We start from the raw sequence: 12,228 nt of genomic DNA on the forward strand, positions 1-12,228 counted from the left end.
TTATACTGATTTAGTATGTTTAATTTAAATATTACCAGTAAAGGAATCACAAATGAGCAATGTATCTACCGTTATTGTTGTTGATGACCATCCCCTTATGCGCAAAGGCATTACACAACTATTAAGTATTGACCCGAACTTTGTTGTTATCGACGAAGCGACCAATGGTATCGAAGCTGTCAGCATGGTAAAGAAACAACACCCTGATATGGTGTTGTTAGATTTAAACATGAAAGCGGTTTCCGGTTTAGAAACGCTTAAAGCATTACGAAATGATGGTATCACCAGTAAAATTGTTATTTTAACGGTATCTGATGCTAAACAAGATGTTATTTCATTAATCAACCAAGGGGCTGACGGTTACTTATTAAAAGATACCGATCCAGAAATCTTATTGGATAGCTTACACCGTATCCAACAAGGTAAATTAGTGGTGAGTGAAGGTTTAACACAATATTTAGATTGTTTAGATCAAGAAAACAACATTAGAGAGAAAATCGCGACATTAACACGCCGTGAAAATCAAATCATGGAAGAAATTTCACGAGGATTAAGTAACAAAGAAATTTCTGAAAATCTTAATATTTCAGAAGGGACTGTAAAAGTACACGTTAAAAGCTTACTTAAAAAATTAGCAATTAAGTCTCGTGTTGAAGCAGCAGTATTATTCTTAGAGCAACCCAAGTAATAAACGCTCACATTAGAAAGTAAATCGGTGTTATGAAATAACATATAGCGATATTATCTCAGCTAAATAACCTTTATTTTGGTAAACTCCCGAAATAAAGGTTTTTTGCTTTTGTTCGTTTACTATTCTGTTTGTTAATGCACCGAGAATACAAAAAATTTATGCTTTCAGACTCACTCAAAAAAGAAATTCGCACTAACTACGAGCTTATTACTCAATCATTACCGCAATTCAAAGCGCGTAAAGCTCAAAACTATTTAGTCGCAGAAATAGCAAAAGTGCTAGCAGGGAATTATGACAAGTCACGTCGTATATTAGTCGCCGAGGCAGGTACAGGTATTGGTAAATCATTAGCTTATATTTTAGCGGGTTTGCCGGTCGCATTAAGACTCAACAAAAAGCTTATTATTTCAACTGCAACGGTTACCTTACAAGAGCAGTTAATCAGTAAAGAGCTGCCCTTCTTTCTTCAGCATAGCGATTATAAGTTTACCTTTACGTTAGCAAAAGGCAGACAACGCTACTGTTGTGAGCATAAATTATTAAATCTCCAAGCGAATGATCCAGAGCAAACATTATTGTTCGCAGAAAAGCCGCAGGCTGGCGATACTGAATTATTAGCTAAACTAAAAAATGCATATTTAGACGGAAAATGGAATGGCGATCAAGACAGTTGGCCAATGCCTATTCCTCGTCGTATTTGGCAACAAATCATTTCAGATAAACACAGTTGTAAAAAAGCCTTAGCGAATCATCGTCAATGTCCATTTCATCGCGCTCGAGATAATATCAATAAAGCAGACGTCATTGTGGTGAACCATGCATTATTGTTGGCTGATTTAGAGTTAGGTGGCGGTGTTATTTTACCTGAACCAGATGCTTGTTTTTATGTACTGGATGAAGCACATCACTTACCAAAAATTTCGCGTGATTTTTCAAGTGCAAACGTCAACATTAAAACCAGCCAAGATTGGCTTAAAAAAATAAAACAAGTCAGTGCCCATGTTAACCGAGTGGTGCATCGTCAAACGACCATCACGCCTGGTATTAATATGCTAGAAAGTGCTAACGAAATGGTTAATGACTTAAAAAGTATTGAGCTCTATTTTAGAGATAACCCACTCGATTACAATAAATCAAACCAATATCGATTTTCGATGGGTGAAGTACCACAACCGATTGTTAATGCATTAATTAGTTTAAAAGAAGAAACGAAAAAATGTTTAAGTGCCGTTAATAAGCTATCAAATATTACCTCTGAAGAATTAAAAGACGCGAGTATTAAGTTATCAGATGCTGAACCAATTTTAATTGAAACAGGTTTCTATATTCAGCGCTTAGAAAACTTAGCAGCATTATGGAAAATGTTATTAAAAGACCGAGCAACAAATCAAGCTCCTATTGCGGCATGGGTAAACAATGAAAATGATGGATTCACACTCTGTGCGAGCCCATTAGAAGTCGGTGGTTTATTAGAATATATGTTGTGGTCACAAGCGGCAGGTGTCATTTTATGTTCAGCAACGTTAACCTCATTAAACAGTTTTGATTACTTTATGCGTCAAGCTGGCTTAAAAAATAATGACGGCACTCAATACTTGCGCTTAAAATCGCCATTTGACTACCCTGCTATCTCGTTGAATGTGGCGAAGATGAAGTATGACCCAACAGAGAAAGGTTTTGATAACGAATTAATCGATAATATTGCTCAACGTATAGAGGACAAAGCAGGTAACTTAGTTTTATTTGCTTCGTATTGGCAAATGAACTTGGTCGCAGACAAATTACGTCGAAAGTTTCCAACGTCTTTGTTAGTACAGGGTGAAACATCGCGTACTAAAATGATCACCACTCATAAAAAGAACTGTGATCAAGGGTTAACGAGTATCTTATTTGGTACCGGTAGCTTGGCTGAAGGGTTAGACCTTCCTGGGCATTACCTAACCAACCTTATGATTACTAAATTGCCTTTTGCTGTGCCAGACTCTCCTGTCGAAGAAGCCCATGCAGAATGGATAACATCGAAAGGCGGTAATCCGTTTATGCAAATAACTATCCCAGAGGCCAGTAAAAAATTAATACAATCTTGTGGCCGATTAATTCGTAAAGAAGAGGATACAGGAAAAATTACTATTTTAGATAAACGAGTTGTTACCAAGCGATATGGCAAAAGCTTAATCGATTCCCTTCCTCCTTTTGCTTTAAACGTAGAGAAATAAGATGACTGAGTTTGCATTAGATCCAAACAGTTGGATGCTATTAGCATTAGTAGGCCTAGCTGCAGGATTCATTGATGCTGTGGTAGGTGGAGGTGGAATGTTAACCGTCCCTACTTTATTAAGCGTTGGTTTACCGCCACATTTAACCCTAGGAACCAATAAACTATCTGCAAGCTTTGCCTCTGGTACAGCGGCTTTCACTTACTTTAGAAAGAAGTTATTTGATCCACAGTTTTGGAAACATTGTTTTTATAGTACTTTTATTGGTGCATTATGTGGCACAATTTTGGTCAATTACATTTCTACAGAATTCCTCAATAAGTTTCTACCGTTAGTGATATTAGCCGCCGCTATTTATACTTTATTTAGCCGAGTCAAAGAAATTGATAATGCTATCTTGCCCGAGCAAACGCCCTTATTAAAAGTTAAACAACGAATTCAGGGGCTTATTTTAGGGTTTTATGATGGAATATCAGGCCCAGGAACGGGTGCATTTTGGGTTATTTCAAATATGCGTTTGTACCGTTTAAATATTTTGTTATCCAGCGGTATCGCAAAGGCAATGAACTTTACCAGTAATTTTGTTTCACTGTTAATTTTCATATACTTTGGTCAAGTCAATTGGTTTATCGGTTTAACCATGGGTGCTTGTTTAATGTTAGGCGCTTTTATTGGCGCCCATTCCGCTATTTATTTCGGCGCTAAGTTTATTCGCCCTTTGTTCATTATTATTGTGTTAATAATGGCCATTAACCTTGGATATAATGCATGGTTCAGTCAATAGACTTAAAACACTTAAACGCTTTATTTACACAGCTTGAAGCGCTTAGTTTGCGTTGTCGGGAGTGGGATAATAAAGTCACTTTATCAGAAAATAAATCATTTCGTTTTGAAGTACATTTATTTAATGCGAGTAGCTTAACCCTGTCTGGTTACTGCCAACAAATCCATACCACCTTTGAACATTTAAAACACGTTATTACCAAAGACATGGGTAATACCATCATCAATTATGAATGCGAAAAGTTTATCAATCAATTTTCAGCTTTATTGAATATTGTGAATCAGTTGGATGCAGGAAAAGCGGAAGGTTTATATAAACGCTATTCCACACAGCAAGAAAAAGTATACCAACAGTTACAACGCCAGTATCAATATGAAAAAAGGTTGTTAGCCATGATAGATGAAGAAAATACCCTTTATCGAGATGCGACTAGTGCACATAAAGAAATACATAAAACCAGAGTCGGCGTACTCAAAGAACGTTATCAAAAATGTAATGAGTTCACACAATCATTAGAATTTAAGATGGAAGCATTAGACAATGATTAACCGTAAAAATGAACAAAGTACCAGTCTAGAAACTGCACCAGAAGAAATAAAACTAGCAGTCGATTTAATACAACTGTTAGAAGAAAATGAACTTGAATTAGAAACAACGATTCAAGCGTTAGAAATTGTATTAGCAGACTTTAAAAATAAGCGAAAGAAATAACCTATTCAGAATAAATGAAATGTTTAAAAGCGCATAAAAAAGTAAGTAATAAAAAATAGAAGTAGAAATAGAAGTAAAAAGGAGAACAATTGTTCTCCTTTTTTGCAATCTTGTCCTTATTTATGACAAGGACTTAGTTGGTACTGGAAGCTATCTACTGTCTTTAGATAGCTTATAATTTACAATGCTTAAACTTTACGCCAAGTTGTGCCGTTAGCACCATCTTCAAGTACGACGTTTAAAGCGGCTAATTTATCACGAGCATCATCTGCACTCGCCCAATCTTTATTCGCTCTTGCTGTATTACGTTGAACGATTAACGCTTCTATTTCAGCTGCTTGGTCGTCTGAACCGCTATCACCTTGCAAGAAATGATCTGGATTTTGCGTTAATAAACCCAGTACGTTAGCAAACTTAACTAACATACTTGCTAACTGTATTGCTTTTTCTGCGTCATTTGATTTAACACGATTAAGCTCTTTAGCGAGGTCGAATAATACGGCTAATGCTTCAGGCGTATTAAAGTCATCATCCATTGCTTTAACAAAACCTTGATAAAACTTACTTTCTTTAACGGTATCATCTGACGTTGTAATGTCAGTAACATCAACATCGCGTATTGCTGTGTATAGACGTTCTAGGCTTGCTCTAGCTTGCTTTAAATTATCTTCAGAGTAATTTAATTGGCTACGGTAATGACCAGAGATTAAGAAATAACGCACTGATTCACTGTCATAAACATCTAATACATCTTTAATCGTAAAAAAGTTATTCAATGATTTAGACATTTTAACTTTATCGACTTGTACCATACCTGAATGCATCCAAGTATTAACGTATTGGCCATGATGTGCACAACACGACTGTGCAATTTCATTTTCATGATGTGGGAAGCTCAAATCCGAACCGCCACCGTGAATATCAAAGACTTCACCTAGATGTTTTTTGTTCATCGCTGAACATTCGATATGCCAACCTGGACGCCCTTCTCCCCATGGAGATGACCACGCAGGTTCACCAGGTTTAGCCATTTTCCATAAAACAAAATCAAGCGGGTCGTGTTTACTGTCTTCTACTTCAACACGAGAACCAGCCTGTAGCATCTCTAAATTTTGCCCACTTAATTGGCCATATTCAGGGAAAGATGAAACAGAGAAAAGTACATCACCAGAATCAGCAACATACGCATGATTTTTAGCAATCAACGCTTCTACCATTTCAATCACTTCAGGCATGTGGTCAGTCACACGAGGCTCAATATCGGGTCTGATCATATTTAATGCATCAAAATCAGCATGCATTGCATCAGTAAATCGAGTTGTTAATTGGTCACACGTTTCACCGTTTTCATTGGCGCGTTTAATGATCTTGTCATCAACATCAGTGATATTACGAATAAAATTTAAATCGTAACCACTAAAACGCAAGTAGCGAGCAACAGTATCAAAAGCAACAAATGTACGGCCGTGACCTATATGACAATAATCGTAGATGGTAACACCACACACATACATTCCCACTTTGCCTTCAACAAGGGGTTTAAATTGTTCTTTACTACGAGTTAGTGTGTTATATATTTTTAACATTTTCCATCCAATGCGATTACTGTAAAAAGGCTTATTCTAACCTGCTAAAGTGACAAATTCACCCTTTGTATTTAATGAATTAACAGGTTATATCGAAGGCAGTCATTAACTGCTCAAGTATTATGCTACAAAATAGATATTAACCCAGTATCAAACAAAAAAGAGAGTTCTTTTTCTTTAAAAATCATCACTAACGAGTAATCGATTTGGATACGTGGCATTGAGCCTCTTTTTAATTTCATTGCTATTAAGGTACAATAAGGCTCTTTTTAGGATAGGATTTTATAATGATTACTTTACACACAAACTTTGGCGACATCACATTAGAAATGAATGAAGAAAAAGCACCGAAAACGGTTGCTAACTTCATTAAATATGCAACAAGTGGTCATTACGACAATACCATTTTTCATCGTGTTATCGATGGTTTTATGGTTCAAGGTGGCGGTTTCGCACCGGGTATGGAAGAAAAAGATAGCCAAAAACCAATTAAAAATGAAGCAAACAACGGTTTATCAAACGTTAAATATTCTGTCGCAATGGCTCGTACGATGGAACCACATTCAGCGTCAGCTCAGTTCTTCATCAATGTTGGTGATAATAAATTCTTAGACTTTAAATCAGAAACAACTGATGGTTGGGGATACTGTGTATTCGCTAAAGTAACCGCAGGTGAAGATGTAGTCGATAAAATCAAAGGTGTTGCAACAGGTAACGCACATTACGTACATCAAGATGTGCCACTAGATGATGTTGTTATCACTAGCGTTACAGTAGCGTAGTTATTATGCGCACTTTATTCATTGCAGATTTACATCTCAGCGAGAATCACCGTCATATCACGGATGCGCTTTTTGCTTTTCTTGAAAAAGAAGCAACTAATGCAGAAACGCTTTATATTTTAGGCGACATGTTTGAAGTATGGATTGGAGACGATGAACACACACCTTTAATGGATGAAGTGGCGCAAAAGCTAACCAGTTTTGCTAAAAAGAATAATGCTAAAATATTTTATATACACGGAAACCGTGATTTTATGATCGGTAAACGTTATGCAAAACAAGCTTCAATGACCTTGTTACCTGAACACACTGAAATAGATTTATACGGTATAAAAACATTAATCATGCACGGCGATACACTTTGTTTATTTGATAAAAATTATCAACGTATGCGCAAAGTCATTCATAATCCAATATTGCAATTCATATTTAACTGCTTGCCGTTAAAATTGCGTAAACGTATTGGATGGAAAATCCGCACGGCGAGCCAATCTAAAAAAGTGTATAAAAATACTAATATGATGGGCGTCACTGAACAAGAAGTCATTCGCTTAATGGAACATCATAAAGTACAACGTTTAATACACGGTCATACTCATCAAGCTTTTATTCATGACTTTACGGTTAATGAGCAAGCAGGACAAAGGTTTGATGTAGGGGATTGGTATACAAACTTGAGTTTTGTTGATGCTAACCCTGAGGGTGTTGAGTTAGTGATTTTACCGATAGATTATTACCAGCAGTAACACAGGGTTATTTACAGTCAGCAAACGAGTTAATTTATTAAACAATATAAATTAACTCGTTTTTCTATTTTTAATTCTTAGTTCTTATTTCTTATTTCTTATTTCTTAATTCTTATTTCTTATTTCTTAATTCTTAATTCTTAATTCTTAGTTATGGATAAATCCTATTCACTTTATAAATACTCTTACCTTTCTTTTAATAAACGTCGTAATACTTTTCCGACATTATTTTTAGGCAACTCGGTCACAATTTCTATTTGTTTAGGCTGTTTATAGCGCGTCAAATACTTTGCGCAATGGGTTTTAATGTTTCCAACGGTAACCTTATGATCGTTTAATACAACAAACAATTTAACTCTTTCCCCCGTTGCTTCATCTTCAATCCCAATAACAGCAGCTTCAAGTACACCGTCCAATTGAACCACTATATCTTCAATTTCATTAGGATAAACATTAAAACCAGAGACTAATATCATGTCTTTTTTACGATCGACCAAATACAGAAGTCCCTCTTCATTAAACAATCCTATGTCACCACTTTTAAACCAACCATCATTAAAGGCTTCTGCAGTTTCAGTTGGGCTATTCCAATAACTGACCATGACTTGCGGGCCTTTAATTTCGATTTCGCCGACACAATTAACGGTATCGACAATCTCATTTTTATCATTGATTAAGCGCAAATCAGTTCCTGGCATAGGCAGTCCGATAGAACCATCATGTACATCAACATTATAAGCATTAACACTGACCATCGGTGCACATTCAGTTAATCCATATCCTTCAATAACCGTACTTCCTGTCACTTCTTTCCATTGTTTAGCAACCTTGGTTTGCGTTGCCATCCCACCCGCTAACGTGATTTTTAAATGAGAAAAATCAACGGTATTTATTTTAGGGTGATTTAATAATGCATTAAACAATGTATTAAGCGCAGTAAAGTAAGTAAATCTATATTTACTTAAGGTTTTAATGAAGGTATCTAAGTCGCGTGGGTTGGTAATGAGTAAGTTGGTAGCCCCTCTTTTAATAAAGAACAAGCAATTTACAGTTAACGCAAAAGCATGGTAAAGAGGTAAGGCAGTAACAATCATTTCTGTTTCTTGTTCAATCGTTAACCCAAAGACTGCATCTGCTTGTGCAAGGCTTGCCGCCATATTTCGATGAGACATAACAGCTCCTTTAGATAACCCCGTTGTCCCTCCGGTATATTGTATAAATGCGATATCGTCTAAGTTAATAACAGGACGAATATATTGACCTTTTGCGCCCTCTTTTAACGCATTTCGATAACTTTTCGCACTTGGTAATTTAAATTTAGGCACCATTTTTTTGACATAAGCGACAATAAAGTTAACTAATTTACGCTTCATCAGTGGTAATGCGTCACCAATTTTAGTTAAGACTACATGCTCAATGTCAGTCTCTTTAACAATGCTTTCTAATGTCTGTGCATAATTAGAAACGATAAATATTGCTTTAGCTCCGGAATCGTTAAGTTGGTGTTTTAATTCTGAAGCGGTGTATAAAGGGTTAACATTAACAGCAACTAGGCCTGACCTTAATATACCTAATAAAATAATAGGGTATTGTAAGAGGTTAGGCATCATTACCGCAACGCGGTCGCCCTTTGATAATTGAGAGGTTTGTTGTAGATAAGTGGCTATATCACGCGATTGTGACTCTAGCTCTCTGTAGGTTAACGTTTCATCCATGTTGATAAAAGCAATGTGATCTGCATATTCATCGAATGAATGTTCAAACATATCAACTAAGTTGATTAGTGTTTTTTCATTAATATCGCTGCTAATACCAGGTGGATATTTATCTAACCAAGGTTTAAACATAATCAACTCCTACTAAAATAAAAAAACCGACTATAGAAGTCGGTTTTTATTTTAATACCGAACAATTATCTATAGGTTGGCATAATCCAAAGTGATGTGGCCAGCTTCAATTAAAAATGCATCAACAGGTTCAAAATCATCTGGTATATCATCTAATGATTTAACTTCTTTTAAACCTGCACGTTTAAGACGTTCATTCGTGCGTTTTAGGTTATCGACTTCATTTGCTTCTCGCTCAGAAACGCGATCCTTTTCAACTAATGAAATACTCGTTTTATCTTTTTCAAGTTTATATTCATTAATGTCATCGGCTAAATAACCAAATTCAATTTCATCTTTAATACGTGTCTTATGATCTAATGTTAGCTCTTTTATTTGTTCTTGCAGATCATCAACTTTATTATATTTTGCTGATTTAACATTATCCCACGGTAACGCATTCTTCGCTAAACTTTCGCCTGTATCTTTAGGGTCGATCGCAGTTGGGAAAGCAATATCAGGAATCACACCTTTATTTTGTGTGCTTCCACCATTAATTCGGTAAAATTTTGCAATTGTATATTGCACTGAACCGACAGCATCTTGATTAGTATCATAATAACGTGCAATACGTCGATGTTGTTGAACCGTCCCTTTACCGTAACTTTGCTCACCAATAATAATCGCTCGACCATAATCTTGTAATGCAGCAGCAAAGATTTCTGATGCAGAAGCACTATTACGATTAATTAATATGGTTAAAGGACCGTCATAAGAGATAGATTCGTTATCATCTACTTGCACAGAGATTTCTTGACGACTATCTCTCACTTGCACAACAGGGCCTGTTTTTATAAATAATCCTGTTAACAATGTTGCTTCGCTTAATGCACCGCCACCATTGTTTCGTAAATCAATAACAATACCTTTAACATCTTTTTTAGCTAATGCAGCTAACTCACGGTCAACATCTTCACTAAGCTTAATGTAAAAGCTTGGAATAGTGATAACGCCAATATTTTTACCATCAATTACTTCTACTGATGATTTAGCTTCTCTGTCTTCAAGGTGAATTTCTTCACGCACAATATTAATGACTTTATTAACATCGCCAGCTTTACCCGATAGAATTTGTAACTGAACCGTTGTGCCTTTCGGGCCTTTGATTAATTCAACGATATCGTCTAAACGCCATCCAACAACATCAATAATTTTCTCGCCTTTTTGGCCGACACCGATTATTTTGTCATCTTTTAACAATAGTTTAGATTTATCTGCAGGGCCGCCAGGGACAAGACTGCGAACAACAGTGTAATCATCTTCAAGTTGTAAAACGGCACCAATCCCTTCTAAAGAAAGATTCATTTCCATTTTAAAACGTTCAGCATTACGAGGCGATAAGTAACTTGTATGCGGTTCAATGGTGTATGCATAAGCATTCATGAAAGTTTGAAAAACATCTTCACTTTCAGTCTGCGTTAAATGCTTCAGAGCATAATTATAACGTTTAGTTAGTAACGTTTTAATTTCAGGCCACTTTTTATCAGATAACTTTAATGTCAGGGCATCCGATTTAACGCGAGCTTGCCAAAGCATATCTAACTCTGTTTTATCTTTAGCCCAAGCTGCATCACTTCGATCGTATTGATACTCTTCTTCTGTATCGAACTTAATTTCATTGTCTAATAAAGATAATGCATAAGTAAAACGTTCAAATCGACGTGTTAAGTTAAGTTGATAAATTGCGTAGATTGAATCTAATTGACCAAACTTCAAATTATCATCAAAAGTGAATTGATATGCTTTCATATCATCAATATCACTTTGCATGAAAATTTGTTTATTAAAGTCTAATTGTTCAATATAACGTTCAAATACCTTGGCAGATAATTCGTCGTCTAAAGGAATATATTTGTAATGAGAGCGACTGAATAAGTCGCTCACTCTTTTCGCCACTTTTGCATGTTGAGATTCTTGCTTCAACTGTGGAATATCTTTTAAAGAGACACTATCGGTGGCGGAAAATGTCGCCCCCACAAAACATAACTGAGAGAGAATTAATGCATGACGAAAGAGTTTTTTCATTAAAAAGACCTTTTATACGATTAAATGCTTAGCTTTAACTTTCACAACCATTCCTGAGTCTAGTTGTACTTGTACTTCTTCTTTTAAAATTTCTACTACGGTTGCAGAGACTGGAGTCTTACCTAAAAGAACTTTGACTGATTGTGCCACTTTTAGTTCATTATGGTTAGCTTCTTTATATTGGCTTAAATCAATCTCAGGCTTTTTAGCTGCTTTTTTAGGCGCATCTTTTTTACGACTTGGTACAGATACTTTCTTAGCAGCACGAGCAGGTGCTTTATTTGATTCTGTTTTTTTCTTATTAGCAAATGCTTTTTCTTTACTTTCTTTTAGTGACAATTGAGCGTGGTCAGCATGCTCTTGTGACACTTCATCACCTTCTACACCGTCTAAGTCGATACGTTTAGTACCTGCTTTAACACAGTGAAGGTAGCGCCAGCTCATTGTGTATTGACGTAACGCGCCTCTAAGCTGTGTTTTGCTTACACGCGTTTCGTTTTCTAGACGAGCCGCTAATTCTTGGAACACACCAATTTTTAATGGTTTTGCAGACTCTGAACCAGCGATGAAACAAGCTGGGAACTGTTCTGTTAAGAAGGCAATGATTTGTTTGTTATTTGTAAACTTTTCTGTGATTTCCATGTAAAACCTAATATTTAAAAACGATGTTGAAAGATATCCAGAGTAAATCTCTGATTATCATTAAGAAAATTACTCGGTAGTATAGTGTTGCGTTTATTAAATGTGAACCGAATTATTGTTATAGGAACCTATTCCCGTCAATTTATTGATATTTATTAT

11 protein-coding genes are annotated in these 12,228 nt (G+C 35.9%); 7 read left to right on the forward strand and 4 right to left on the reverse strand.

Annotated elements, in window-relative coordinates; all coding sequences use genetic code 11:
* Positions 1-52: 52 nt before the first annotated feature.
* From narL to SP041_RS11925, 5 genes are all read left to right on the forward strand, one after another.
* Positions 53-688, forward strand: a complete 636-nt coding sequence (gene narL, locus SP041_RS11905; RefSeq protein ID WP_025563139.1) for a two-component system response regulator NarL — start codon at positions 53-55, stop codon at positions 686-688.
* A 161-nt stretch (positions 689-849) separates the two neighbouring features.
* Entirely contained in the window at positions 850-2,907 is a 2,058-nt protein-coding gene (gene dinG, locus SP041_RS11910; protein WP_025563140.1) for an ATP-dependent DNA helicase DinG, read from the forward strand.
* Between the two features lies 1 nt (position 2,908).
* Positions 2,909-3,691 carry a TSUP family transporter gene (locus tag SP041_RS11915; protein ID WP_025563141.1) on the forward strand — a complete coding sequence of 261 codons (783 nt, stop codon included), beginning with the start codon at positions 2,909-2,911 and terminating at the stop codon, positions 3,689-3,691.
* Complete coding sequence (priC, locus tag SP041_RS11920; RefSeq protein WP_025563142.1) at positions 3,676-4,239, forward strand: primosomal replication protein PriC; 564 nt, start codon at positions 3,676-3,678, stop codon at positions 4,237-4,239. The genes SP041_RS11915 and priC overlap by 16 nt, the downstream gene beginning before the upstream one ends.
* Complete coding sequence (locus tag SP041_RS11925; protein WP_081695337.1) at positions 4,232-4,402, forward strand: DUF2496 domain-containing protein; 171 nt, start codon at positions 4,232-4,234, stop codon at positions 4,400-4,402. Before priC ends, SP041_RS11925 begins: the two co-directional genes overlap by 8 nt.
* A 188-nt stretch (positions 4,403-4,590) precedes the next feature.
* Here SP041_RS11925 and cysS read toward each other — a convergent pair whose 3' ends face one another.
* Positions 4,591-5,988, reverse strand: coding sequence for a cysteine--tRNA ligase (gene cysS, locus SP041_RS11930; protein ID WP_025563143.1), 1,398 nt, complete (start codon positions 5,986-5,988; stop codon positions 4,591-4,593).
* A gap of 287 nt (positions 5,989-6,275) precedes the next feature.
* Here cysS and SP041_RS11935 point away from each other — a divergent pair, with 287 nt between their 5' ends.
* Positions 6,276-6,770, forward strand: coding sequence for a peptidylprolyl isomerase (locus SP041_RS11935; RefSeq protein WP_025563144.1), 495 nt, complete (start codon positions 6,276-6,278; stop codon positions 6,768-6,770).
* A 5-nt stretch (positions 6,771-6,775) separates the two neighbouring features.
* Positions 6,776-7,516, forward strand: coding sequence for a UDP-2,3-diacylglucosamine diphosphatase (locus SP041_RS11940; RefSeq protein WP_137297849.1), 741 nt, complete (start codon positions 6,776-6,778; stop codon positions 7,514-7,516).
* A 185-nt stretch (positions 7,517-7,701) separates the two neighbouring features.
* Here SP041_RS11940 and SP041_RS11945 read toward each other — a convergent pair whose 3' ends face one another.
* From SP041_RS11945 to proQ, 3 genes are all read right to left on the reverse strand, one after another.
* Positions 7,702-9,363: an AMP-binding protein gene (locus SP041_RS11945; protein ID WP_137297850.1), complete on the reverse strand. Its 1,662-nt coding sequence runs from the start codon at positions 9,361-9,363 to the stop codon at positions 7,702-7,704.
* Positions 9,364-9,432: 69 nt separating this feature from the next.
* A complete protein-coding gene (gene prc, locus SP041_RS11950) occupies positions 9,433-11,427 on the reverse strand; it encodes a carboxy terminal-processing peptidase (RefSeq protein ID WP_137297851.1) in 1,995 nt (664 codons plus the stop codon).
* 12 nt (positions 11,428-11,439) lie between these two features.
* The gene (gene proQ / locus SP041_RS11955) at positions 11,440-12,069 is read right to left on the reverse strand and encodes an RNA chaperone ProQ (protein WP_137297852.1); all 630 of its coding nucleotides are present in this window, start codon (positions 12,067-12,069) and stop codon (positions 11,440-11,442) included.
* Positions 12,070-12,228: the final 159 nt, after the last annotated feature.

The organism is Psychromonas sp. SP041 (assembly GCF_000470315.2).
In the GTDB taxonomy this organism is placed as follows: Bacteria; Pseudomonadota; Gammaproteobacteria; order Enterobacterales; family Psychromonadaceae; genus Psychromonas.

Coding starts and splice junctions, on each gene's coding strand:
- narL (WP_025563139.1), top strand. CDS start 53: ATGAGCAATGTATCTACCGTTATTGTTGTTGATGACCATCCCCTTATG.
- dinG (WP_025563140.1), top strand. CDS start 850: ATGCTTTCAGACTCACTCAAAAAAGAAATTCGCACTAACTACGAGCTT.
- SP041_RS11915 (WP_025563141.1), top strand. CDS start 2,909: ATGACTGAGTTTGCATTAGATCCAAACAGTTGGATGCTATTAGCATTA.
- priC (WP_025563142.1), top strand. CDS start 3,676: ATGGTTCAGTCAATAGACTTAAAACACTTAAACGCTTTATTTACACAG.
- SP041_RS11925 (WP_081695337.1), top strand. CDS start 4,232: ATGATTAACCGTAAAAATGAACAAAGTACCAGTCTAGAAACTGCACCA.
- cysS (WP_025563143.1), bottom strand. CDS start 5,988: ATGTTAAAAATATATAACACACTAACTCGTAGTAAAGAACAATTTAAA.
- SP041_RS11935 (WP_025563144.1), top strand. CDS start 6,276: ATGATTACTTTACACACAAACTTTGGCGACATCACATTAGAAATGAAT.
- SP041_RS11940 (WP_137297849.1), top strand. CDS start 6,776: ATGCGCACTTTATTCATTGCAGATTTACATCTCAGCGAGAATCACCGT.
- SP041_RS11945 (WP_137297850.1), bottom strand. CDS start 9,363: ATGTTTAAACCTTGGTTAGATAAATATCCACCTGGTATTAGCAGCGAT.
- prc (WP_137297851.1), bottom strand. CDS start 11,427: ATGAAAAAACTCTTTCGTCATGCATTAATTCTCTCTCAGTTATGTTTT.
- proQ (WP_137297852.1), bottom strand. CDS start 12,069: ATGGAAATCACAGAAAAGTTTACAAATAACAAACAAATCATTGCCTTC.